The organism is Mycobacterium heckeshornense, assembly GCF_016592155.1.
GTDB classification, from domain to species: domain Bacteria; phylum Actinomycetota; class Actinomycetes; order Mycobacteriales; family Mycobacteriaceae; genus Mycobacterium; species Mycobacterium heckeshornense.
Genome location: NZ_AP024237.1, coordinates 2,293,636 through 2,315,937, shown reverse-complemented (window position 1 = coordinate 2,315,937; position 22,302 = coordinate 2,293,636). Strand labels below are relative to the sequence as shown.

22 protein-coding genes and 2 pseudogenes are annotated in these 22,302 nt (G+C 66.2%); 8 read left to right on the top strand and 16 right to left on the bottom strand.

Translation table 11 applies throughout. The features are described from left to right. Positions 1 to 151 precede the first annotated feature (151 nt). The 5 genes from MHEC_RS11110 to MHEC_RS11090 form a co-directional block, all read right to left on the bottom strand. Positions 152 to 847, bottom strand: coding sequence for a DUF4389 domain-containing protein (locus MHEC_RS11110; RefSeq protein WP_048890961.1), 696 nt, complete (start codon positions 845 to 847; stop codon positions 152 to 154). Between the two features lie 114 nt (positions 848 to 961). Further along, positions 962 to 1,834: an LLM class F420-dependent oxidoreductase gene (locus tag MHEC_RS11105; protein WP_048890960.1), complete on the bottom strand. Its 873-nt coding sequence runs from the start codon at positions 1,832 to 1,834 to the stop codon at positions 962 to 964. Positions 1,835 to 1,842: 8 nt separating this feature from the next. Further along, entirely contained in the window at positions 1,843 to 2,391 is a 549-nt protein-coding gene (locus MHEC_RS11100; protein ID WP_048890959.1) for a YceI family protein, read from the bottom strand. 20 nt (positions 2,392 to 2,411) lie between these two features. Beyond that, positions 2,412 to 3,425, bottom strand: coding sequence for an alcohol dehydrogenase catalytic domain-containing protein (locus MHEC_RS11095; protein WP_048890958.1), 1,014 nt, complete (start codon positions 3,423 to 3,425; stop codon positions 2,412 to 2,414). 10 nt (positions 3,426 to 3,435) lie between these two features. Next, positions 3,436 to 4,698 carry a cytochrome P450 gene (locus tag MHEC_RS11090; RefSeq protein WP_048890957.1) on the bottom strand — a complete coding sequence of 421 codons (1,263 nt, stop codon included), beginning with the start codon at positions 4,696 to 4,698 and terminating at the stop codon, positions 3,436 to 3,438. Positions 4,699 to 4,937: 239 nt separating this feature from the next. Between MHEC_RS11090 and MHEC_RS11085 the strand changes: the two genes are divergently transcribed. Continuing rightward, positions 4,938 to 5,348 (top strand): hypothetical protein, encoded by a 411-nt coding sequence (locus MHEC_RS11085; protein WP_071700517.1) that lies wholly within the window; start codon positions 4,938 to 4,940, stop codon positions 5,346 to 5,348. Positions 5,349 to 5,421: 73 nt separating this feature from the next. Continuing rightward, entirely contained in the window at positions 5,422 to 5,643 is a 222-nt protein-coding gene (locus tag MHEC_RS11080) for an Rv1893 family protein (protein WP_048890955.1), read from the top strand. Here the strand turns inward: MHEC_RS11080 and MHEC_RS11075 are convergent, their stop codons facing one another. Next, positions 5,644 to 6,222 (bottom strand): TetR/AcrR family transcriptional regulator, encoded by a 579-nt coding sequence (locus tag MHEC_RS11075; protein WP_235434774.1) that lies wholly within the window; start codon positions 6,220 to 6,222, stop codon positions 5,644 to 5,646. A gap of 103 nt (positions 6,223 to 6,325) precedes the next feature. Between MHEC_RS11075 and MHEC_RS11070 the strand changes: the two are divergent. Then, positions 6,326 to 8,568 (top strand): annotated as a pseudogene (locus MHEC_RS11070) (molybdopterin-dependent oxidoreductase). On the opposite strand, the gene MHEC_RS11065 reads toward MHEC_RS11070, so the two are convergent. Together MHEC_RS11065 and MHEC_RS11060 are read right to left on the bottom strand one after the other, a co-directional pair. After that, positions 8,565 to 9,695 carry a nitronate monooxygenase gene (locus tag MHEC_RS11065; protein ID WP_048890953.1) on the bottom strand — a complete coding sequence of 377 codons (1,131 nt, stop codon included), beginning with the start codon at positions 9,693 to 9,695 and terminating at the stop codon, positions 8,565 to 8,567. The pseudogene MHEC_RS11070 and the gene MHEC_RS11065 overlap by 4 nt on opposite strands. A gap of 92 nt (positions 9,696 to 9,787) precedes the next feature. Then, complete coding sequence (locus MHEC_RS11060; RefSeq protein ID WP_048891053.1) at positions 9,788 to 10,438, bottom strand: TetR/AcrR family transcriptional regulator; 651 nt, start codon at positions 10,436 to 10,438, stop codon at positions 9,788 to 9,790. 72 nt (positions 10,439 to 10,510) lie between these two features. Between MHEC_RS11060 and MHEC_RS11055 the strand changes: the two genes are divergently transcribed. The 3 genes from MHEC_RS11055 to MHEC_RS11045 are packed head-to-tail and all read left to right on the top strand — an operon-like array spanning position 10,511 to position 13,604. After that, positions 10,511 to 11,731 carry an oxygenase MpaB family protein gene (locus tag MHEC_RS11055; RefSeq protein WP_048890952.1) on the top strand — a complete coding sequence of 407 codons (1,221 nt, stop codon included), beginning with the start codon at positions 10,511 to 10,513 and terminating at the stop codon, positions 11,729 to 11,731. Positions 11,732 to 11,769: 38 nt separating this feature from the next. Next, positions 11,770 to 12,855 carry an NAD(P)H-dependent amine dehydrogenase family protein gene (locus tag MHEC_RS11050; protein ID WP_048890951.1) on the top strand — a complete coding sequence of 362 codons (1,086 nt, stop codon included), beginning with the start codon at positions 11,770 to 11,772 and terminating at the stop codon, positions 12,853 to 12,855. Positions 12,856 to 12,866: 11 nt separating this feature from the next. Then, positions 12,867 to 13,604, top strand: a complete 738-nt coding sequence (locus tag MHEC_RS11045; protein ID WP_048890950.1) for a glucose 1-dehydrogenase — start codon at positions 12,867 to 12,869, stop codon at positions 13,602 to 13,604. A gap of 10 nt (positions 13,605 to 13,614) precedes the next feature. Here the strand turns inward: MHEC_RS11045 and MHEC_RS11040 are convergent, their stop codons facing one another. The 4 genes from MHEC_RS11040 to dtd all read right to left on the bottom strand — a co-directional run bounded on the left by MHEC_RS11040 (position 13,615) and on the right by dtd (position 16,874). Next, positions 13,615 to 14,499 carry a TIGR03619 family F420-dependent LLM class oxidoreductase gene (locus tag MHEC_RS11040; RefSeq protein ID WP_048890949.1) on the bottom strand — a complete coding sequence of 295 codons (885 nt, stop codon included), beginning with the start codon at positions 14,497 to 14,499 and terminating at the stop codon, positions 13,615 to 13,617. A gap of 102 nt (positions 14,500 to 14,601) precedes the next feature. Continuing rightward, entirely contained in the window at positions 14,602 to 15,516 is a 915-nt protein-coding gene (locus tag MHEC_RS11035; RefSeq protein WP_048890948.1) for a class I SAM-dependent methyltransferase, read from the bottom strand. Then, on the bottom strand, positions 15,513 to 16,367 hold the full coding sequence (locus MHEC_RS11030; protein ID WP_048891052.1) for a hypothetical protein: 855 nt from the start codon (positions 16,365 to 16,367) through the stop codon (positions 15,513 to 15,515). The genes MHEC_RS11035 and MHEC_RS11030 overlap by 4 nt, the downstream gene beginning before the upstream one ends. Before the next feature lie 75 nt (positions 16,368 to 16,442). After that, the gene (gene dtd, locus MHEC_RS11025; protein WP_048890947.1) at positions 16,443 to 16,874 is read right to left on the bottom strand and encodes a D-aminoacyl-tRNA deacylase; all 432 of its coding nucleotides are present in this window, start codon (positions 16,872 to 16,874) and stop codon (positions 16,443 to 16,445) included. Positions 16,875 to 16,961: 87 nt separating this feature from the next. On the opposite strand from dtd, the gene MHEC_RS11020 reads away from it, so the two are divergent. After that, positions 16,962 to 17,276, top strand: coding sequence for an MTH1187 family thiamine-binding protein (locus MHEC_RS11020; RefSeq protein WP_048890946.1), 315 nt, complete (start codon positions 16,962 to 16,964; stop codon positions 17,274 to 17,276). 19 nt (positions 17,277 to 17,295) lie between these two features. On the opposite strand, the gene MHEC_RS11015 is transcribed toward MHEC_RS11020, so the two are convergent. Further along, the gene (locus MHEC_RS11015; protein WP_048891051.1) at positions 17,296 to 17,790 is read right to left on the bottom strand and encodes a macro domain-containing protein; all 495 of its coding nucleotides are present in this window, start codon (positions 17,788 to 17,790) and stop codon (positions 17,296 to 17,298) included. A 186-nt stretch (positions 17,791 to 17,976) separates the two neighbouring features. Continuing rightward, a complete protein-coding gene (locus MHEC_RS11010) occupies positions 17,977 to 19,344 on the bottom strand; it encodes an adenylate/guanylate cyclase domain-containing protein (protein ID WP_048890945.1) in 1,368 nt (455 codons plus the stop codon). A gap of 43 nt (positions 19,345 to 19,387) precedes the next feature. On the opposite strand from MHEC_RS11010, the gene MHEC_RS11005 reads away from it, so the two are divergent. After that, positions 19,388 to 20,659, top strand: a complete 1,272-nt coding sequence (locus MHEC_RS11005) for a competence/damage-inducible protein A (RefSeq protein WP_459542289.1) — start codon at positions 19,388 to 19,390, stop codon at positions 20,657 to 20,659. Here MHEC_RS11005 and MHEC_RS11000 read toward each other — a convergent pair. Beyond that, positions 20,652 to 21,416 (bottom strand): annotated as a pseudogene (locus tag MHEC_RS11000) (MFS transporter); the annotation flags it as partial. The gene MHEC_RS11005 and the pseudogene MHEC_RS11000 overlap by 8 nt on opposite strands. Beyond that, complete coding sequence (locus MHEC_RS10995) at positions 21,373 to 22,299, bottom strand: alpha/beta fold hydrolase (RefSeq protein ID WP_048890944.1); 927 nt, start codon at positions 22,297 to 22,299, stop codon at positions 21,373 to 21,375. The pseudogene MHEC_RS11000 and the gene MHEC_RS10995, both read right to left, overlap by 44 nt. Between the last annotated feature and the right edge of the window lie 3 nt (positions 22,300 to 22,302).

The window sequence follows — 22,302 nt, the reverse complement described above, 5'->3', positions numbered from 1 at the left end:
ACCTGCGATCGACCCATGGTAGCCGCCAAAGCCCACGCCGCATCTGCGACGCACCGGGATGCCGAGGCCTTGTTATCAGACTGGCCTGCTGCCGGGCAAGCAACGTTTCAGCGCTGGGCAGCCTGCGCCGCGGAATCAATAGTTAAGTGGCTCAAGTGCTTTCCGGTGCTCCCGCGCGCTGCAGTTCACGCGGCCCCAAATCCAGGCGAAACGGCGGATACTCGTCGCGCAACAACCCGCTGTATGCCCGCACGCGGAGGGCCCAGCGGTTGATACCGAGTACGAAGTCGTACAGGCCCGTCGGATACCGCCCGGTAAACAGCAGCGCTATCACCGCGAACAGCAACAGGATCGAGGCCAGAGAGGGTAGCAGATAACCCATCCATTCGTTCGGCTCTACCCTGACGAACCGCCAGCCGGGAGTGAAAAAAGCCAGCAGGATTACATACTGCGGCAAGGCCAACAGCCACCATTTGATCAACACCAATCCTCGGCTCAATCGCTCCGGGTAGTCGATCTCCACGTCAGCGGGGTAGTCCGGCTTCGTCCGCAGGCTAAACGGAGGGTATTTGTCGGTGCCCAACACCGTGAGGGCGTAGAACGCGACACGCCACCGCCATCGCAATACACCGACGCTGAAGTCGAACAGCGCTCGCGGGTACCTTCCGGTTATCAGGATTGCGAAGAATGCGATCACGGCGACGACCACGGCGGCGATATGCAGCAAGATCAGCACAATGTAATGGGGAATGGCGAGAATCCATTTGACCAGCCACTGCCAGCGTGACAGCGCGGGGTCGAGGTCACCTCGCACGCGGACGGGATAATCGGCGGTTTCAGGCGGCATGATTGGCGGCTCCTTGGAATACGCTTCTGCCCGAATCGATGAGTCCCCTGATTCTGGCGTCTTCGCCTCGCGGAATCCAGCGTTTTGCTCCCACTAGAGTGGTCGCGACGCCATTTATGTCAACGCTGTCTTCGTGGCGTCCGCGGCGATGGCCAGCGCGGCGAGGTGATCGTCGAGCGAGGGCAAGCCCGCGTTCATGGTGTTGATCGAGACATGGGTGGCGCCCGCGGCGACCCAGCGGCGCACGTCGTCGACGAGTTCTTCGGGTTTTCCCCGCCAGGAGACTCGGCCCTCCATCGCGATGGCTGCGGGGTCCCGGCCCGCCTCGATCGCGGCTTGGCGCAGCACCCGCAATGCCTCGTCGAGCTGCGGCCCGGGCCCGACCATGGGAAACCAACCGTCAGCGAGCCGGCCCGCGCGGCGGTAGGCGCGCGGCGAGGATGCCCCGAACCACACCGGGATTGGCCGCTGAAGCGGCAACGGCGCTAAGCCCGCCCCGGTGACACGGTGCCATCTGCCCCGGTAGGTTACGGTCTCTTCGGTCCACAGCCGGCGCATCAGATCCACCTGTTCCTCGCAGCGCCGGCCCCGGGTTGAGAATTCTTCGCCAAGCGCCTCATACTCCACGGCATTCCAGCCCAATCCCACCCCGAGGCGCAGCCGCCCGCCGCTGAGCAGGTCGACCTCGGCAGCCTGCTTGGCCACCAAAACCGTCTGCCGCTGCGGCAGGATCACGATGCCGGTGACCAACTCCAGCGAGGTGGTGACCGCGGCGAGGTAGCCGAACGTCACCAGCGGCTCGTGGAACGTGCTGTGCAGGTCGTAGGGCCCGTTCCAGCCGACGTGGATTTTCGGATCCGCACCGACGACATGGTCATATGCGAGCAGGTGGCTGAACCCCAGGTTTTCGACATGTTCGGCGTACGCGCGGATCGCACCGGGATCAGGGCCGATCTCGGTTTGGGGAAAGACCACTCCGATTCGCACGGTGCCTCCTATTCCTTCATCCGCTGCGCGGTGAATGACACGCTCACCTCGTCGGCGACCTTGACCGCGCCCATCAGCATCGAGTACGGCTTGATGCCGAAGTCGGATTGGCGGACCGTGGCCTGGCCGGCCATTCGCCAAACGTCGCCGAGATCGTCTGTGCGCAAATCGATTCGGCAAGCTTGCGTCTTTCCGTGAAGCTCCAGTGTGCCGCTGAGCCGGTATCCGCCGTTGGTCTTGTCGATGGTGTGGGCGGCAAAACGGATTTCGCGAAATCGCCCCGCGTCCAGCAACCGCAGCGCGTTGGACCGCACCAACGTCTTCTCCGGCCCGGACAAGCCCTTGACGCCGCCGTCTCCCCGAAGCACCTCAAAGGAGTCCACGTCGACGACCAGCTCGGCGCTGACGGGTTCGTCACCGGCCCACTGGACAGTCGCCGTCCACCGCTTCATCGCGATGGTGAGACGGTGACCCATTTTCGCGGCCCTGCCGGTGACGCCGGTGCGCACCAAGAGCTCGCCATCGGATGCATTCAGAGTCCAGCGCGCGTCGCCCACGGACCGACTGTATTGGACTCTCACATGGTGAGCACGATGCGGTAGCGCGGCCGTCCCTGCTCCACGGCGGCGTACGCGTCACCAGCTTCTGAAAGAGGGCGTTCCTCAATCCAGGCCCGCACCCCCGACAACACAGCGAAACTCATGGCTTCTTCGACATCACGCGCCGTGCCGGAGGGGTGGCCAGTGATGCTGACGCCGGGATTGATCAGCTGCACCGGGCTGATCGGCAGAGGTTCGGTCGTGACGCCGATGGCGACGAGTTCACCGCGGGGGAGCAGCCCACCCACCGTTGCGGCCATCGCCGCTGAATTTCCAGCGGTGGCAAGCACAACGGCTACACCGCCGAGGGCCCGCAGCGCCTCGGCCACATCGTTTTTCGTGGAGTCGATGTAGTGGTGGGCGCCGAGCCGGCGCGCGTCGTCAGCTTTGCCGGCGCCGCGGGCGATCGCGACCGTCTCGAAGCCCATCGCCCGGCTGAACTGCACCCCGAGGTGTCCCAGACCGCCGACGCCGAGCACGGCGACACGGTCGCCCGCCACCGCCTTCGTGTGGCGCAACGCGTTGTAGGTGGTAACACCGGCGCAGCCCATCGGGGCGGCTTCGGCGAAGGACAGCTCCGGCGGGATGCGGGACAGCGCACTGGCCGGCACGGTCACCGATTCCGCGTAGCCACCCGGATATTGCCAGCTGGGCACCTTCAGGTTTTCGCAATGGATGAAAATGCCTTTGCGGCATGGGATGCAATGGCCGCAGTTACCCCCGAACCACCCCACTGCAACCCGGTCGCCGACCACGAAGTCATCCACGCCCGCACCGACTTCGGCGATCGTGCCCGCGATCTCGTGCCCGGGGGTGAGCGGCCAGGTGATGTCCGGGAAGCCGTCATGTACGAAAGCCCGGTCGGTGCCGCAGATCCCGCATGCTGCTACGTCGAGTCGCACCTCGCTGGGACCGGGTGAAATCGTGTCGGCATCAACCAGCTTCAAAGGCCCACCGGGAGAACGTATCTGGACAGCTCGATGAGTGGGCATCTGCTCGCACCTAGTGCGTCACCGGGCATTTCGCCCCGGAGCCACCGGTGTAGTCGACCTGCCAGTGCTTGATGCCGTTCAGCCATCCCGACCGCAGCCGCTCCGGCCGGGAAATCGGCTTCAGATCCGGCATGTGGTCGGCGATCGCATTGAACATCAGGTCTATGGTCATGCGCGCCAAATTAGCGCCGATGCAGTAGTGTGCACCGGTGCCACCAAAACCTAGGTGCGGGTTAGGGTCTCGCAGAATGTTGAAGGTGAACGGGTCGTCGAATACGTCCTCGTCAAAGTTGGCCGAGCGGTAGAACATGACCACGCGCTGGCCCTTTTTGATGTGCACGCCAGAAAGCTCGTAGTCTTCTAGCGCGGTGCGCTGAAACGACGTGACCGGGGTCGCCCACCGCACGATCTCGTCGGCCGCGGTAGTGGGACGCTTCTTCTTGAATAGCTCCCACTGATCCGGGAACTCGGTGAACGCCATCATGCCCTGGGTGATCGAGTTGCGGGTGGTCTCGTTGCCGGCAACGGCCAGCAGGATGACGAAAAACCCGAACTCGTCCTCGGAGAGCTTGTGACCGTCGACGTCGGCCTGGATCAATGTGGTGACAAGGTCGTCGCCGGGGTTTTTGGCCTTCTCCGCCGCCATCTGCATCCCGTACATGATCAGTTCGGCCGAGGCCGTGATGGCGTCGTTGTCGGCGAATTCGGGATCCATGTCGCCGACCATTTGATTCGACCAGTGGAACAGCTTCTTGCGGTCCTCCTGCGGCACACCCATCAGCCCGGCGATGGCTTGCAGCGGCAACTCGCAGGAGACCTGCTCGACGAAATCGCCGGAGCCCTGCGCTGCCGCCGCCTTGACGATGCGCTGGGCACGCCCGTTCAGATCCTCGCGCAGGCGCTCCACAGCCCGGGGTGTAAAGGCCCGCGAGATGATCTTGCGCAACCGGGTGTGCTGGGGCGCGTCCATGTTGAGCAGAACGAACTTGCCGCGCTCGACCTGTTCACCGACCGTGCCGTCCTTGTACCGCGGCAACGCGGTTTTTTTCAGGCTGGAGAAGACGTCGCTGCGCAGCGAGATCTCCTTCACGTCCTTGTGCTTGGTGACCACCCAGAAGCCGCCGTCGTCGAACCCGCCTTTGCCCAGGGGCTGCTCGTTCCACCAGATCGGCGCCACGCGACGCATCTCGGCCAGCTCTTCGACCGGTAGCCGCTTGGCGTAGATGTCGGGGTCGGTGAAGTCAAACCCGGGAGGCAGATTCGGAGCCGGCATCGATGCACTCCTCCAGACGCGAGTTGGGTGCGACGCGTTCTAGGTCAGTAAAGCATCGCTGCCGATGAGATGACAGGGGTTCTTGCCGGATTGCGATGCCAGGATTGAAACGTGTTCTCGGCGTCGCCGGGTGGCCCGCCGCGACAAAACAATCCTGCGCGGACCCGGCGCTGGTTATGCTCTGGTGCACGCCACCGGCCCGGCCTCCGGAGCCGGTGACACCGACGTCAAGGTGGAGCATGAATCGCGAACTTGTCATCGCCGCGGCCGCCGGAGCTGATCCGCATTACGACGGAGACGTACCCGGAATGAATTACGACGCGTCGCTGGGCGCTCCGTGCGACAACTATGAGCGGTTCATCTTCGGCCGGGGCCCCGACGGCCAGGCCGAGGCCTGCCATTTCATCACCCACCAATTCCCGGCTGCGCAGTCAGGCTATTGGGTGCTGTCCTACCCGCTCTACGGCGTGCACCAGCCGGGTGAACCCTGTGCCGGCTACGCCGATCCACGGGGCTCGGCGGCACAGACCCCCGACGGGCTTCCGCTGACGTGCACCCAGGCCCAGGGCTGGGTGGTCGGATCGCTGACCGGCGGTGGCTTCCCCATCGTCGGCGGAGGGTTCCCCTCGGACACCAGCATCAGGGACTGACTGCGCGCTCAGGTCCGACCGCCCCCGGCCTACAGTGGACCCAAGCGGACCGGCGACGAGGAGGAGTCTCTCGATGCAGTTCAACGCTAGCGACGTGCTCGGCGCAGTGCAGGACATCGCGGCCAACGCCGTCGAAAAGGCCTCGGACATGGTGCAATTCGCTGGCGACATCGTCAGAGGCGACGTCGCGGGCGGCACCGAGGGCATCATCAACAGCTCTTTGGGCATCGCCGCCTACGCCATCGACAAAGCGAAAGAGGTCTTCACCGGTCAATACGCCACCGACCGTGAATAGCTAGCCCGCGGCCCCCTCAAGCAGGGGCTTAAGTTCGCTCAGTACGTCGTCGAGCGGGGTGTCGTCGCGATGGGCCCGGCACAGAATGACGGCCCCCTCGATGGCCGCCACCATCAAGCTGGCAACTCGTGCGGCGCGGGCCGGGCTGAATCCGCGATTGACGAGCAGGCCGGCAAGCTTGTCCTGCCACCGCCCGAAGACTTCACGTGCCACCGCGGCGGCCTCGGGCGGATCCTGATGGGCGTCGACGGCGACGGCGACGACGGGGCAGCCGGCCAAGTAGTCCGTGTCGCGCAACGTCTTTTTCCAGAAGCGAACAAAGCCGCCGAGCGCTTGGACCGGGTCGCCGGACTCGACGGTGCGGTCGATGCGGGACGTGATGTAGTCGGCGGCATGCCGGACCGCGGCCAGGATCAATTCGTCTCGCCCGCCAGGGAAGTGGTGGTAGACGGAGCCACGCGGGGCGCCGCTGCGCGCGAGCACCGCGTCGACGGTGACCGCTGACGCGCCGCGCTCGCGGAGCAATTCCACGGCGGCGAGGACCATGCGTTGTCGGGTCTGACCTGGCTTGCGACCCATCGGTTCCTTCCCCAGCCGTTGCTCTTTCCTCAATACTATGCCATAGTCCATAGAAATGGGGCGTCTTGCGCAGGTGGAGGTCGCGATGGGTGCCGACAACCAGATGACCGGCGACCAGTGGCACCCGTCGGCGTGCATTTTGTGTGAATGCAATTGCGGCATCGAGATTCAGCTTGACGGCCGCCGCTTCGCGCGTATCCGAGGTGACAAGCGACACCCGTCCTCGGCCGGCTACACCTGCGAGAAACCGCTGCGGCTGGACCATTACCAGAACGGCCGGCACCGGCTGACTACTCCGCTGCGCCGGCGCGCGGACGGCGAGTACGAGGAAATCGACTGGGCCACAGCGATCGACGAGATCGCCGCTCGCCTCACCCACGTGCGCGCGACGTACGGCGGCGACAAGATCTTCTTCTACGGCGGCGGCGGTCAGGGCAATCATCTCGGTGCCGTCTACAACCGGGCGCTGCAAGCGGCGTTGGGTGTGCGGTACTTCTCGAATGCGTTGGCGCAAGAGAAAACCGGCGAGATGTGGGTGGACGGCAAGCTCTACGGCGGCCACACCAAAGGCGACTTCGAACACGCCGAAGTCGTGGTGTTCGTCGGCAAAAACCCGTGGCAGTCGCACAGCTTCCCGCGGGCCCGCCCCACACTGCGCGAGATCGCCAAAGACCCGGCACGGACCATGATCGTGCTCGACCCGCGGCGCAGTGAAACCGCCGCGATGGCCGACATCCACCTGCAGGTGCGGCCGGGCACCGACGCGTGGTGCCTGGCCACGATGCTCGCGGTCATCGTCCAGGAAGACCTCGTCGACCATGCCTTCCTCGCGGAGCACACAATCGGAACCGAGCCGGCGCGCGCGGCGCTGGCCGAAGTGCCGATCGAGACCTACGCACAGCGTTGCGGTGTTCCGGCCGAGCTGATCCGGACTGCAGCGCGGCGGATCGCCACCGCCGGCAGCGCCGCGGTGTACGAAGACCTGGGTGTGCAACAGGGCCCGAACAGCACGCTGGTGTCCTACTTGGACAAGCTGCTCTGGATCTTGACCGGTAACTTCGGCAAGCCCGGCGCGATGTTCCTGCACTCCACGTTTGCAGCCCTCGCCGGTGCCTCCGCGGGCGGCAGCGGTGGCGGTGATGCCAGACGGGTGCGGCGCACTCCGGTCACCGGGGCGCGGATCATCTCCGGGCTGGTGCCATGCAACTCGATCGCAGAGGAGATCCTCACCGATCACCCAGATCGCTTGCGCGCCATGTGGATTGACAGCGCCAACCCGGCGCACTCGCTGGCCGACTCGGGGCGCTTCCGCCGCGCGATGAGCGCCCTGGAGATGACGGTGGTTGTCGACGTGGCGTTCACCGAAACCGCCCGGCAGGCCGACTACGTGTTGCCGGCCGCCAGCCAGTTCGAGAAATGGGAGATGACGTTTTTCAACACCGAGTTCCCGCGCAACACGGTGCAACTGCGCCCGCCGGTGCTCGATCCGTTGCCGGGCACGCTGGCCGAGCCCGAAATCTACGCACGGCTACTGCGGGCGCTCGGAGCCGTCGATTCAGGGGTAATCGCCGATCTCACCGCGGCGGCGAAAACCGGCCGCGGTGAATTCACCACCGCGTTTTTCGCCGCGGTAGGGCAAGTCCCGGCCCTGTTGGGTGTCGCGCCGTATCTGCTGTACGAAACCCTCGGCGCCACAATGCCGGAACGTCAGCGCGGTACCGCCGCCGTGTGGGGTTTGGCCCAGTTGTGCGCGATGGCCTATCCGGACGCTATCCGTCGCGCTGGCCACCCCGACGGCAATGCCCTTTCGACGCCATCATCGCTACGCCGTGGGGTGTCGCGTTCACCGCCGACGGCTGGGAGGACGTGTGGACATACGTCAAGCGCCCCGACCGGCGGTTCACCGTCGACATTCCGGAATTGACCGAACAGCTGCGCGGGTTGCGCACCGCCGAACCGTTCACCGACGGCGAGTATCCGCTGGTGCTGTCGGCCGGCGAGCGCCGCGCGTTCACGGCGAACACCATTTACCGCGACCCCACCTGGCGCCGCCGCGATCCCGCGGGAGCACTACGCGTCAGCCCCTACGACGCCCAACGTCTGGGACTCCACGACGGCGGGCTGGCCCGCGTCACCACGGCCGCCGGCACCGCACAGGCCGTCGTCGAGATCAGCGACATGATGCAGCCCGGCCACGTATCGCTGCCCAACGGGTTGGGCGTCGACCACCCTGACCATGGACGCGTGGGCGTGGCGCCCAATGAGCTGACGTCAGTCGAGCTGCGCGACGCCTTCGCCGGAACACCGTGGCACAAACACGTGCCGGCCCGCGTGGAAGCCGTTTAGACGGTCGCGGCCTCGTTAAGCTGATTGAGCCTGTTCGTCGCCTCGAGGTACTCCTGTACCCAGCGTTCGATGACGGCCGCCGTCTTTTCGACCTTGGTCAGCTGCCCCACCACCTGCCCGATCGGGTTGAACGCGACGTCGACCGTTTGGTCCGGGTACTTCTGGGTGGCAGCGACGGCCATGCCGGAAACCATGTACTGCAGGGGCATGCCGAGCGGCTTCGGGTTGCCGGGCTGCTCCCAGGCGTCGGTCCAATCGTTGCGCAGCATCCGCGCGGGCTTGCCGGTAAACGAGCGGCTACGCACGGTGTCTTTGCTGGTCGCCTTGGCATAGGTGGCCTGCTGCACCGGGGTGTTCGCGGCTTCTTCCACCATCAACCACTGCGAGCCGGTCCACGCGCCCTGCGCGCCCACGGCCAGGGCCGCCGCGATCTGGTAGCCGCTGGCGATACCCCCGGCCGCCAGCACCGGCCGGGGGGCGACCTCGGTGACGACCTGCGGCCACAGCACGATCGAACCGATCTCACCGCAGTGCCCACCGCCTTCCCCGCCCTGGGCGATGATGATGTCGACGTCGGCGTCGGCGTGCTTGCGGGCCTGCGACGGCGAGCCGCACAGCGCGGCCACCTTGCGGCCGGCATCGTGGATGTGCTTGATCATGTCCGCCGGGGGAGTGCCGAGCGCGTTAGCGATCAGCGCCACCTTGGGGTGATTCAGAGCCACCTGTACCTGCGGGGTGGCCGTCGCCTCGGTCCAGCCGAGCAGCTGCATGGCATTGTCATCGAGGTCGTCTACCGGGACCCCGTGGTCGGCGAGGATCTTGCGAGCGAAATCCAGATGCTCCTTGGGCACCATCGCCTGCAGCGTCTTTTTGAGCTCGTCGGCGGACATGTGCGCGTCCATGCCCTCGTATTTGTTCGGGATGACGATGTCCACACCGTAGGGGTGCTCACCGATGTGCTCGTCGATCCAGTTCAGCTCGATCTCGAGCTGTTCCGGGGTGAACCCGACCGCCCCGAGCACACCGAAACCGCCGGCTTTGCCAACCGCGACGACGACGTCGCGACAGTGGGTGAACGCGAAGATCGGAAACTCGATGCCGAACTCGTCGCAGATTGGAGTGTGCATGCCTTTCCTTACCGGGGCGCTGGGCGAATTGAAACGTGTTCTAGTTTAGTACCCGGTCCGGTCACGTGGCCAGCGGGCAGGGCGAACGCGAGTCACGGCGCCAGGTGTTGATACGACGTGACGACGCCGCGTACCACGCCGACGCAGAGGTCGGCGCAGGCGGCGGCCAGCTCGGTGGTGGTTTCCTGCGGGTCCTTCAGCCAGGCCTCGATGATCTGGTTGACGCCGCCGACCATGAACAGCGCGCCGCGGCGCAACTCTGCGGGATTGGGGGTGTCAGCGCCCAGGACGTCGGGGGCGTAATGGATGACCAACTCGGTGAGTATGTCGAGCACATGCGTCCGGTGTTCGGTCAGCCCCGGAACGCCGGTGAGGTCGCTCGTGGTGATGCGATGGATATGGGGATCGGCGGCGATGATGTCGAGAAACGCGCTGAGCGCCGAGCGCAGTTTGTCCGTGAGGGTGCCGGGGGTGCCTGTCCCGGCGGCGACCAGCGCGCCGAGCAATTCGTCGCGAACGTCGTCGGCGACCGCGAACAGCAGCGCATCCCGGTTGGGGAAATGCTCGTAGAAATAGCGCGGAATCAGTCCCGCCGCCTTGCACACACCGCGAACGGTCACCTCGGTGATTCCGCTTTCGCCCCAGATGCGCCGCCCGGCGGCTAGCAGCCTGCGGCGCCGTTCGGCCCGGCGGTCTGCCGCGCTGACGCCGCCGTAGTCGCGCACCACCTCTGCGCGTCTCATTGACAGCACCATACCCGCAGCCTACATTCGGACTACGGCTGTTATCCAATTGTGCGGTGAGGAGATCCGGCGATGAGCCTGGCGATTCCTGCTCGTCATCCCGACCAACCCCGTGCGGTCCCGGCCGGCATCCGGTTGGCGGCCATGGTGTTGGGTGTGGACAAGCCCACGCCGCAGCAGTGGCGCAGGCTCGGTGAGCGGCTGACCGTCGGCGACGAGCCGATGGACCGCCTGGTCGAGTGGATGTCTTCTGCGGGAATGCCGCACACACGTCCGCTGTTCGACCGGGCACTTGCCGAGGGCATCGCCAGCGTGCCCGAGGCACCGGAGCCGTTACGCGCGTTCTTCGCCGGCGTTGAGGCCACCCCGGACTGGGTCGACCGCGACAAGTTGCGACGTGGACAGCGGGCGCTGCGCAGGGGTGGGGCCGACGGCATGTACATCGCCCGCGACGTGGCACTTCTGGGCGGGTATCAGTTCTCGGGTTTCAACAAAACCCTGGTGCGGACCGGTGCGTTGGAGAAGGGATCCAACCAGCGGTTCGCCGAGACCATGCAGTGGGCGATGGACGTCATCGCTGAAGACGGGTTGGCGCCCGGTGCGGTCGGCTACCGGTCCACGATCCGGGTTCGGCTGATCCACGCGCTGGTGCGTCGGCACGTCGCCGCAATGCCGGACTGGCGCGCCGACGACTGGGGGGTGCCGATCAATCAGACCGACATGGCCGCCACACTGGTCGGCGCGCTGATCGCACCGCCGGCAGGGGCGATCGGAATGGGAATCCTGCCCAGCCGGGCCGAACTCGACGCCATCGCGCACCTGACCCGCTACGTCGGTTGGCTGATCGGCGTGCACGACGAATGGTTGCCACGCAACTTCCGCGACGGCATCCGGGTGCTTTACCACACAGCCGCCGCACTGTCGAACCCGGACGAGTCGACCAAACAGCTGGCGGTCCCGATGGCAGACGACCCTCTGCGCTGGCACTACCGCAGGATGCCGGGGCTACGCCGCCGCATCGCACGCGCCCAGCACCTGTCGGTGACGAGCGGCTTTCTGGGCCCGCGCGCCATGCGCACACTGGGTCTGCCGGCCTACATACCGCCGTGGTATCCCGTGCTCCGGATCCCGGTCAACACCGCGCGCAGCATCGCCGCGCTTGCCCGGCCCGGGGGACTGGACCGCGCTGCGGCCCGCGGCTATCGCGAGCAGAAGGCGCTGTTGCGCACCATGATTGGCGGCAGCGCGGCCAGGATCGGTGACTCAGCCGCGCACGTGACCGCCGCTGCGTGACCCGGGGCCCCGTCCTCGAGCGTCTACGCTGCCTAGCTATGCCCATCCGCGTCGCTCACCTCGGCACCGGCAATGTCGGTCGCTTGGCACTGACCCAACTGCTCACCGACCCGCGGTTCGACCTCACCGGGGTTTGGGTGTCCGCGCAAAGCAAAGTCGGCAAAGACGCGGCTGAGCTTGCCGGACTCGACACCCCGACCCGGGTCATCGCCACCAACGACCTGGAGGCGCTGCTGGCGACCCGGCCCGACTGCGCGGTCTATTGCGCGATGGGGGACAACCGAACCGCCGAGGCGATCGAGGATTGCCGGCGCATCCTGGCCGCCGGCGTCAACGTCGTCGGCTCGGCACCCGGGGTGCTGCAATATCCCTGGCAGCTGATGCCCGACAAGTACATCAAACGCGTGGAAGCTGCTGCGCAGCAGGGTAATTCGAGCCTCTTTATCACCGGAGTCGATCCCGGGTTCGCCAACGACCTGATTCCGTTCGCGCTGGCCGGGACCTGCCAGCGCATCGAGCAGGTGCGCTGCATGGAGATCGCCGACTACGCCACCTACGCCGGGGCCACCGTCATGTTCGAGGTCATGGGTTTCGGTAAACCGTTCGAGGACATCCCGATCCTGCTGCAGCCCGGCGTGCTGAGTATCGCCTGGGGCACATCCATCCGGCAGCTGGCGGCCGGATTGGGCGTCGAACTCGACGACATCACCGAAACCTATGAACGCGAACCGGCCCCGGACGCGTTCGACATCGCGGCGGGACACGTGCCGAAGGGCAGTGTGGCCGCGATGCGCTTCCAGATTTGCGGCGTCGTCAACGGCCACCCGGCGATCGTCATCGAGCATGTCACCCGGTTGCGCGAAGACCTGCGTCCCGACTGGCCGCAGCCCGCACAGCCCGGCGGCTCGTACCGGATCCAAATTACCGGCGAGCCGTCCTACACCGTCGACATCTGCCCGACCAGCCGCAAGGGCGACCACAACCACGCGGCGATCGTGGCCGCGGCCGGCCGGATCGTGAACGCCATCCCCGCGGTCGTCGCCGCACCGCCGGGCATCAGGACCACCCTGGACCTGCCGCTGATCACCGGCCAGGCTGGAACAGGTTCTAGTGGGCTGAGGTAGCCTGACCGCTCATGGGACGCGTGGACGGAAAAGTTGCACTGGTCAGCGGCGGCGCTCGGGGCATGGGTGCGTCACATGCCCGGCTGCTGGTGAGCGAGGGTGCGAACGTGGTGGTCGGTGACATCCTCGACGACGAGGGCAAGGCGCTGGCCGAGGAGCTGGGGGAGGCCGCACGTTACGTGCACCTCGACGTTACCCAGCCCGACCAGTGGGACGCGGCGGTTGCCGCCGCGGTGCACGATTTCGGCAAACTCGACGTCCTGGTCAATAACGCCGGAATCGTAGCGCTGGGACAGCTCAAGAAGTTCGATCTCGCCAAGTGGCAAAAAGTCATCGACGTCAACCTCACCGGCACCTTTCTCGGGATGCGGGCGGCCGTCGACCCGATGATCGCCGCGGGCGGCGGCTCGATCATCAACGTGTCATCCATCGAAGGCCTGCGCGGCGCTCCAATGGTGCACCCGTATGTCGCCTCCAAGTGGGCGGTTCGCGGCCTGTCCAAATCGGCCGCGCTGGAACTGGCCGCACACAAGATCCGGGTCAACTCCATTCATCCGGGGTTCATCCGCACCCCGATGACCAAGCACATTCCCGACGACCTGGTCACCATCCCGCTGGGGCGTCCCGCCGAGTCGGCCGAGGTGTCGACGTTTGTACTCTTCCTGGCCAGCGACGAGTCAGCCTACGCCACCGGCGCCGAGTTCGTCGTGGACGGCGGTCTGGTCGCCGACGTTCCGCACAAGACGTAATCCGTCGGGCTCACCGGCATTTTCCGATGATGGTTTCGGCGAACCGCTCGATCGCCGGCCGAAACCGCTCGGCAGACCCTGCCGACGAACCACCGGAAACCAGGTCGTCCCATCCGGCCCACGGCGAACACATCACCGCCGTGACACCGAGATCGGCGGCCCGCTTGTACAGATCCGGAGACGCCGTCTCGCGCAACGCGAGCATGATCTCGAACGGCTCGTCGTGTCGTCCGTAGCTGCGACGGAAAGCCTTTAGCCGTTCCACGTAGTAAACGGCTTCATCCCAGGCGTAAGCCGTGCCGACCCAGCCGTCGCACAACCGGGCGGCGCGGTGCAGGGCGGCATCGGATTCGCCGCCGCAAAGAATCGGCACCGGCTGGGCCGGATGAGGTTCCAGCATCAACTCCGGCACCTGGTAGTAGCGGCCACTCCACGACACCCAGCCGCCCCGCCACAATGCGCGCAGCGCCGGAATCATCTCGTCCAACCGCTTCCCCCGGTTGGCGAAGTCTTGGCCCATCAGGTCGAATTCTTCACGCATCCAACCCGCGCCGACGGCCAGCGACACCCGGCCCCCGGCGATCACCGACGCGGTGGCCACCTGTTTGGCCACCTCCAGCAGCGGGCGGGCGGGCGCGACGTAGACGGCGTTGGAGAACCGCAGCCGGGTCGTCACTGCCGCCATCGCGCCGATGAGAACCCATGTGTCCGGCCACGGCGTCTCCGGCGACCACATCGGGCGACCGGTCGGCGACGGGTAGGGCGAGGACAGCTGCTGCGGATAGATCATGTGGTCGGCGCACACGACCCCGTCATAGCCGGCTTCGTCGAACATTCGCGCCACGGCAATTGCCTCCGTGGCGCTGAGAAACGCAACGCCGGACCAGAACTGCATCTTCTCCTCCGCCTTCCGGCGCCAGCCGTCCCGAAGCGCGACATTACTGCCGCCGCCGTCACGATCTCAGCGATCGCATCCGAAGATCCCAATGTTCACGGATTACCGTGTCGCCGTGATGTATTGGGAGCGCATGATGCTGTCAAGACGCATGTCGACCTGCGCCGGCGTGCGGCCGTAGGCGGCCTGCAGCTGCGGGTTCGTGCGAATCGGGTCAACGACCCAGCCGTGGTCGGCCAGCCACTGCGCCGTGTCGGTCTTGTCGTCGTCGTATGTCAACGCCGAAAAGTCGACCTCCCCGGACATGTTGACCCCGGGGTGAGTCGCTTCCAAAGCGGAGAGCTGAGCTCGGTCCAGACGCGAGCCAAGGGCGCCGACCGCGACCCGGCTGCCCGCGGCCGACAACCGGTGGATGCGGGCAAAGAGCGCGTCCTGTGCTGCGCCGGTCAAGTACGGCAGCACACCCTCCACCGACCACGCTGTAGGTTGTTGTGTTTCGAATCCTGCTTTGCGCAACGGGATTGACCAGTCGTGACGCAGGTCCGCCGCAACGCTGATCCGCCGCGCGCTCGGCTGCGCACCCTGTTCGGACAACACGCGCGCTTTGAACTCAAGGACTTTCGGCTGGTCGATTTCGAAAACCGTTGTGCCCTCGGGCCATGCCAGCCGATAGGCTCGCGAATCAAGTCCGGCCGCAACGATCACCGTCTGCCGTATGCCATCGTCAGCTGCGGACACGAAAAAGTCGTCGAAAAACCTGGTCTGTACGCCATAGAGCCGCGGGAATGCCGTCGCATCCTCCGAGGTCGCCGGGTCGGCCAGCAGCCCAGTCAAATAAGGGTCCGCTGACGCTGCGATGAAATGTCGCGCATAGTCGTCCCGTACCAGCGGCTCTGCGCTCAGGGCGTGGACGGCGCGCCATCCGGCCACCAGCAACGCGGTATAGCCCACACTGCCCAGGATGTCCCACTCGTCGTCGTCGGAGCGACTTGGCTTCTTCTCCGGGGGTGCGGTCATTGCTGCACCGTCCGAAACAGATAGGACGCCGCCGTGATCACGCGGTCGTTGGCCCCCTCGTCATGCATGACCGCCCGGGCCGCCACCACCTCACCGGGACCGTCCATCGCTTCAGCTTCAACCCGAAACGGACCCACCTTGCCGCGCGCCACGAACATCACATGAGACGAAACGCCCTGGAGTCGATCGGTGTCGGCGATCCCGGCCGCCGACTCCAGTGCCGCGGTCTCCAGCACGACGAACTGCGGCCCCAGATGCAGCGCCGCGTCGGGTGACGCGACGTCCGCGCCGAGCTCGGGCAGCGCCCAGTGGCCGTCCGGGCGCCGGTGTGCGCCGAACACCCGCCAAAGCGGCGGCAGATCCGGCGAATCGACCACCTCGATGGGCTCGACGGCCATCCGCTGAAGTCCCTCGGGCGGCGTGCCGATACTGATGCCCTGGCCTTCGGTGAGCGCCAGCACCCGGCTGCGCTGGTCGGCATCGACGATCCGTGAGCGGCTAAACCCCATCCGGCGACCGCGTTTGAGCACCTCCGACACGACCTCGATGCGACGGACGTCCGGGCCGGGGTCAAGGACTTGGCAGGAGTGGATGACCGGATTGGGCACGGCTTCCAAATCGGACATGCCGCCGCCTTCCGGTGAGGCGATCCCGAGCACCGCGAGCAGCAGTCCGCCCGCGGAGTTGCGCATGTCGCGGCGCAGCGTGACGGTGTCGTCGACCGGTCCGAGGTCCATCGACGCGTAGCGGCGGCCGATGTAGCGGTAACTTAACAGCCCACCCCATCGGCGACGCAGTTCGGCGGCGTAGGCCTCGGGGTCACCGGCGAGTTCCCGAATGTCGCGCAACATTTCGCCCATCCCTTCTGTCAGGGGCAACGTACCGACACCGTCGCACCGAAGGTAGCCGGGCTGCCCGCCCGGTCCTCAGAGCTCCAGCAATACTGTCACCGGGCCGTCATTGACCAACTCGACCTGCATATGCGCACCGAAAACCCCGGTTTGCACATGAGCTCCCAGGCGCTGTAGCGCACCGGCGAATGCGTTGACCAGCGGCTCGGCCACGGGCCGCGGCGCCGCGGCGTTCCACGATGGTCGTCGACCCTTCGCGGTATCGGCGTATAGCGTGAACTGACTGACCACCAGGATCGGGGCATTGACGTCGGCCGCGGATTGCTCGTCGTCGAGAATCCGTAAACGCCAAAGCTTTTCGGCAAGCCGCTGCGTCGCGTCGATATCGTCACTGTGGGTGACGCCCACGAATGCCAATAGCCCTTGCTTGTCGGGCCGGATCGCCCCGACCACCTGCCCGTCGACTAGCACACGCGCCGATGAGACCCGTTGCACGAGAACCCGCATGACCGCGATGCTGCCATCGTGCCCGTCGGCTTGGCCAACCGCTGGGTAGTCTCGCCGTAGTGCTTGCGCCCGAGGGAGGTAAGACAGGTGTCGGTCCTGGTCGCATTCTCGGTCACGCCCCTGGGGGTCGGTGAGGGCGTGGGGGAGATCGTCGCCGAAGCGGTGCGGGTGGTACGAGACTCAGGATTAACCAACAAGACTGATGCGATGTTCACGCAGATCGAGGGCGAGACGTGGGCTGAGGTGATGGCCGTGGTGCAGCGGGCGGTAGAAGCCGTGGCTGCTCGCGCGCCACGGGTCAGTGCGGTGATCAAGGCAGATGTGCGGCCAGGTGCCACCGACATGATGACTCGCAAGGTTGAGTCTGTGGAACGTCACCTATCGGCGCGCCCATACGGCTAAGGCGTAGCAGCGGGTCGGATCACGCCTGCGCGGCGGCCCGGAACGCCCGCTCGGCATGGTCGCCCCGGACCGCGAATACGACCCGGCCAAGCGTCCGCGGCTTGTGCTGTCGTACCGCATCGACCATTAACCGGGCCGCGTCCTCGATCGGGAAATTGCCGACGCCGGTGCCGAATGCCACCAGTGCGAGGGAGCGGCAGCCAAGCTCGTCGGCCTTTGCCAGCGTTGAGCGGGTGGCACGCGTGATGATCTCTGCCGACGTCGGGCCGCCGAGCTCCATGGTGGCGGCATGGATGACATAGCGGGCCGGCATGTCGCCGGCTGTGGTCTCGACAGCATCGCCCAGGCCGATCGGCGCCTTCTGGTTGGACTCGCGCTGCACTTCCGGACCGCCGGCACGCGCAATGGCTGCGGCGACCCCGCCGCCGTGTTTGAGTTGCGTGTTGGCGGCGTTGGTGATCGCATCGACCTCGAGCTCGGTTATATCGGCCTGCAGAACCTCTAACTCGATCATCACCACATCTTCTCGCACGGCCGCACAGCACAGCGGCGCCCTGGTGAACAGGCCATCCGCTGCATCAACCGGCGATCCACGCATCGGGCATAGAGCCGACCGCACATAGTCGCGGTGCCGGACTCCCGGTGGGCCGAGTCGGTTGTCACGGCTACCTGCGGTGGCGCGGCTGAAGCCGCGGCACCACTACCGCCCGACGGCCGCTTCGTCGCGCACCAGGGCGCAGAGCTGCCAACGACCGGGCACACCCTTCAGTTCATGTTCACCCCGGTCGACGAACCTGCGCCGGGAGCCGGTGACGATGTCGCGCACCGTCGATGACACCAGCACCTCGCTCGGTCCCGCCTGTGCCGCGACCCGGGCACAGATATGCACGGCCAAACCGGCGACATCGGCGCCGCGCACCTCCACCTCGCCGGCGTGGATACCCACGCGGACCTCGATCCCGAGCACCCGCACGGCGTCGACGATCGCGTCCGCGCACGCGATGGCAGAACTCGGGCTGGTAAAGGTGGCGACGAAACCGTCCCCGGCAGTGTTGACTTCGCGACCGCCGAACCGGTCGAGCTGACCGCGGACGACGGTGTCGTGGTTGTCGAGCAGGTCTCGCCACCGGCCGTCGCCGAGCGCCGCAGCGTGCTCAGTGGATCCGGCGATGTCGGTGAACACGATCGTGGCGAGTACCCGCTCGGCGTCGAAGCCGCCCCGCACCCCGGTGATGAATTCCTCGATCTCCTCTAGCATCGGCGCGGTGTCGCCCACCCAGTACAGCGAATCCGCGCCGGGGAGTTCCACATACCGTGAGCCGGGTATGTGCTCGGCAAGGTAGTGACCATGGCCGACCGGGATGAAATCCACGTCGGCGCGGTGCAGGATCAGGGTTGGCGCCGAAATGCGTACGAGTGCGTCTCGAACGTCGGCTTCGGTAACCACCTTGGTGGCGGCGCGAGCCATGCTCGGCGACGCGGCGCGGTTGCCGGCCATATCCCACCACGCGCGAAAGGCTTCATCTCCTGCGACGCTCGGCGCGACGATCCCCAGCACGTCGAAGCCCTGCTCGACCGCGTCCGGTTCTATGCCGACCGTCCCGAACTGCGCGGCGTTGTCGGGATCGGCACCGACCGGATAGTCAGGCGCCCAGAGCACCCGTGCGGCGCCGTTGACGATCACTAGGCTGCGCACCCGCTCCGGATAATCGGCGGCCAGGACGAGGCCGATCATCGCGTTGAAACTCGGTGCCAATATGGCCGCCTGCGTGCATCCGACCGCATCCATGACCGCGATCGCGTCCTCAGCCCAAAACTTCGGGCCCAGCATGTCCAGCGAGGGAACACCTGACGACAAGCCCATTCCGCGCAGATCGAGTCGGATGACCCGGTTGAACGCGGCCAGCCGCCGATGAAAGCGGTGCATCGACGGCTCGGCGTCAATAGTGTCGATCGGGATCGACGGCCCTGGCAACACCAGCAGATCGTTCGGGCCGTCACCGAACACCTGGTAGGCGATGTCGATATCGCCGCTCTGGGTGTAGCGCGTGCGGGGAGCCTGCGTCACTGCCACAGGCTAATCAACATTGCGACTGCGTAATGTCATACCGGTGAGCGCACGTGCAGGCATCGTGGTCACCGGCACCGAGGTCTTGACTGGGCGGGTCCAGGACCGCAACGGCCCCTGGATCGCCGATCGTCTCCTGGAGTTGGGTGTCGAACTGGCACACATCACAATTTGCGGTGATCGCCGTGACGATATCGAAGCCCAGCTGCGCTTCATGGCCGAACAGGGCGTGGACCTGATCATTACCAGCGGCGGGCTGGGGCCGACGGCCGACGACATGACGGTTGAGACGGTGGCCCGATTTTGCGGCCGCGAGCTGGTGCTCGACGCCGAGCTGGAAGCGAAGATCGCCGCGATCCTCAAATCGCTCAGCTCAACCTTCACCGACCTCGACTTCGGCGCGGTGCGCGCCGCCAACCGCAAGCAGGCCATGGTTCCGGCGGGAGCAGTCGTGATCGACCCGGTCGGGACCGCGCCCGGCGTCGTCGTACCCGGGACGCCGACCATCATGGTGTTGCCGGGACCGCCGCGCGAACTGCAGCCGATGTGGCGAACTGCGGTGCAGCTGCCCGCTGTGCAAGAGGCAATCGCCGGGCGCACCGCGTACCGCCAAGACACTGTGCGGATGTTCGGGCTGCCCGAGTCGGGGCTGGCCGCGACGCTGCGCGAAGCGGAAAACCGCGTCCCCAACTTTGACTCGCTGGAGATCACCACCTGCCTGCGACGCGGCGAGATTGAAATGGTCACCCGCTACGAACCCGATGCCGCGCCCACATACAAGCAACTGACCGAGCTGCTGCGGGAACGGCACGGGCAGCACATCTACTCCGAGGACGGCTCGCAGGTGGACGATCAGGTGGCCCGGCTGCTGGCCGGCCGCCGGATAGCGACCGCGGAGTCCTGTACCGCCGGGCTGGTCGCCGCCCGGCTAACGGAGCGCCCGGGGTCGTCGGCCTATGTCGCCGGCGGGGTCGTCGCCTACGCCAACGAAGCGAAAACTGAACTGCTGGGCGTGAATCCGAGCCTGATCGCACAGCACGGAGCGGTGTCCGAACCTGTCGCCGAGGCAATGGCCGAGGGTGCGCTGCACCGGTTCGGCGCCGACACCGCGATCGCCATCACCGGGATCGCCGGCCCCGGCGGTGGCACCCAAGACAAGCCCGTGGGAACCGTGTGCTTCTGTGTGATGCTGGCAGGCGGGCACAACACGCTCACCCGGACCCTCAAGTTGCCCGGCAACCGAGCCGATATCCGCGAGCGCTCGACCACGGTGGCACTGCACCTGCTGCGGCGTGTGCTGGCTGACGCTACTTGAAAACCTCTGTGGCAACGATATTTTGCGTATCACCAAAGCGAATTCCTGTGGCGTCCCTGCCGACCAGTGACAGCAACGCGACCGCAACAAGTACCGGCACGATCGTCGCCGCCAAAGCGAATGGGTAGCCATGCGAACTGGCCAGATGCTCCTGGATGGGCAGATTGAACGCCGCCAGCAGGTTCCCGAGCTGGTAGGTCACACCTGGGTAGAGGCCACGGATCGCGTCCGGTGACATCTCGGTTAGATGCGCCGGAATGACACCCCACGCGCCTTGCACGACGACTTGCATTGGAAACGACCCGAGGCACAACAACGCCGCGGTACGTAAGTAAGCGAAAAGCGGCACGATCGGCAGCCCTAGCAACGCACACCACACGATGGTGCGGCGGCGGCTCAGCCGCTGGGAGAGCGTACCGAAAACCATCCCGCCCAGGATGCCGCCGACGCTGTAGATCACTACGATCCACTTGGTCGTTGCGCTGCCCAGCCCGGCGCTGCTGTTGGCCGTGGCCGCCAGAAATGTCGGATAGACGTCCTGGGTGCCGTGGCTCATCCAGTTGAAGGCGCTCATCAACACCACCAAATAGATAAACAGCCGGACGACCTTGGTGTCGCGCAGAACATCGCGGACTGTGGTGTGCGTCAGTCGCATTCGATCCTGCGCGGTTACCCACACCTCGGATTCAGTCACGCGATAGCGGATGACCAGGCTAATCAAGGCGGGTACGATGCTCAGACCGGTCCCAGACCTCCATCATGGTGCGCAGTATTTCTTCGCCGCGGCCGAGTCCGGCGAGATGGCTTTCTCCGGGCAGGTGATACAACTCTGCGTCGGGTAGCCGGGAAACCACGTGCTCCCCGTGAGCGAAGGGAACGATGTGGTCGTGGTCGCCGTGCCACCAGCGGACGGGGATCTTGACCTGCTCGAGCCGGAATCCCCACTCGCGGGCGAAAACGACGATGTCGGCGAACGGGGCGGCGAGCTGCTTTCGACTGCCGTTGAGCAGGTCGTCGAGGAACATCGCGGCGAACTCGGGCCGTAGCAGCAGATGCCGGTCCGCCTCCGGCGACATCCGCGCGTACAACCTCAGCGCCAGCGGGGCCACCGGGCGCGCCAGCCAGACCAGGGCGACAGCGGCATATCGGATCGGAAGCCCGACCGCCTCGAGCAGCGGTGCCAGAAGCGACCCAAGGGTCATGGCACCGCCACGGATAGCGTCCGCGCCGGTCACGGGAGCCACCCCACCGAGCACGCCCGCGGCCACCACCCGCTCCGGCATCGCCGCCCCGCACGCGAGCGTGTAGGGCCCGCCGCCCGACAAGCCGACGACAGCCATTTTGTCGATGCCAAGGGTGTTCGCCACCGTGCGCAGGTCGTCGGCGAATGCCACCACGTTGGGGTACTGGTGGGGTGTGGACGAGCCAATCCCCGGCCGGTCGACGCCGATCAGCCGGATACCCTTTTGCTCGGCATAGACGCGGGCTTCCACCGGAATCTGCCGGCGCGCGCCGGGAGTTCCGTGGAGCCAGAAGATGGCGCGTCCCTGCGGATCACCAAACTCGGCGAAACCCAATTGGCGATCCTCACCAACCGCGACGTTGCCCTCGAGCTTGGGACGCGCTATTGCCATCACCATGTC

What these genes read in the sequence shown, in the direction of transcription:
- dtd (WP_048890947.1), bottom strand. Translation starts at nt 16,874, where the DNA reads ATGCGGGTTCTCGTGCAACGGGTCTCATCGGCGCGTGTGCTAGTCGAC.
- MHEC_RS11090 (WP_048890957.1), bottom strand. Translation starts at nt 4,698, where the DNA reads ATGCCGGCTCCGAATCTGCCTCCCGGGTTTGACTTCACCGACCCCGAC.
- MHEC_RS11055 (WP_048890952.1), top strand. Translation starts at nt 10,511, where the DNA reads ATGAGCCTGGCGATTCCTGCTCGTCATCCCGACCAACCCCGTGCGGTC.
- MHEC_RS11050 (WP_048890951.1), top strand. Translation starts at nt 11,770, where the DNA reads ATGCCCATCCGCGTCGCTCACCTCGGCACCGGCAATGTCGGTCGCTTG.
- MHEC_RS11110 (WP_048890961.1), bottom strand. Translation starts at nt 847, where the DNA reads ATGCCGCCTGAAACCGCCGATTATCCCGTCCGCGTGCGAGGTGACCTC.
- MHEC_RS10995 (WP_048890944.1), bottom strand. Translation starts at nt 22,299, where the DNA reads ATGGTGATGGCAATAGCGCGTCCCAAGCTCGAGGGCAACGTCGCGGTT.
- MHEC_RS11060 (WP_048891053.1), bottom strand. Translation starts at nt 10,438, where the DNA reads ATGAGACGCGCAGAGGTGGTGCGCGACTACGGCGGCGTCAGCGCGGCA.
- MHEC_RS11030 (WP_048891052.1), bottom strand. Translation starts at nt 16,367, where the DNA reads ATGTTGCGCGACATTCGGGAACTCGCCGGTGACCCCGAGGCCTACGCC.
- MHEC_RS11080 (WP_048890955.1), top strand. Translation starts at nt 5,422, where the DNA reads ATGCAGTTCAACGCTAGCGACGTGCTCGGCGCAGTGCAGGACATCGCG.
- MHEC_RS11065 (WP_048890953.1), bottom strand. Translation starts at nt 9,695, where the DNA reads ATGCACACTCCAATCTGCGACGAGTTCGGCATCGAGTTTCCGATCTTC.
- MHEC_RS11095 (WP_048890958.1), bottom strand. Translation starts at nt 3,425, where the DNA reads ATGCCCACTCATCGAGCTGTCCAGATACGTTCTCCCGGTGGGCCTTTG.
- MHEC_RS11015 (WP_048891051.1), bottom strand. Translation starts at nt 17,790, where the DNA reads ATGATCGAGTTAGAGGTTCTGCAGGCCGATATAACCGAGCTCGAGGTC.
- MHEC_RS11075 (WP_235434774.1), bottom strand. Translation starts at nt 6,222, where the DNA reads ATGGGTCGCAAGCCAGGTCAGACCCGACAACGCATGGTCCTCGCCGCC.
- MHEC_RS11035 (WP_048890948.1), bottom strand. Translation starts at nt 15,516, where the DNA reads ATGACCGCACCCCCGGAGAAGAAGCCAAGTCGCTCCGACGACGACGAG.
- MHEC_RS11040 (WP_048890949.1), bottom strand. Translation starts at nt 14,499, where the DNA reads ATGCAGTTCTGGTCCGGCGTTGCGTTTCTCAGCGCCACGGAGGCAATT.
- MHEC_RS11045 (WP_048890950.1), top strand. Translation starts at nt 12,867, where the DNA reads ATGGGACGCGTGGACGGAAAAGTTGCACTGGTCAGCGGCGGCGCTCGG.
- MHEC_RS11085 (WP_071700517.1), top strand. Translation starts at nt 4,938, where the DNA reads ATGAATCGCGAACTTGTCATCGCCGCGGCCGCCGGAGCTGATCCGCAT.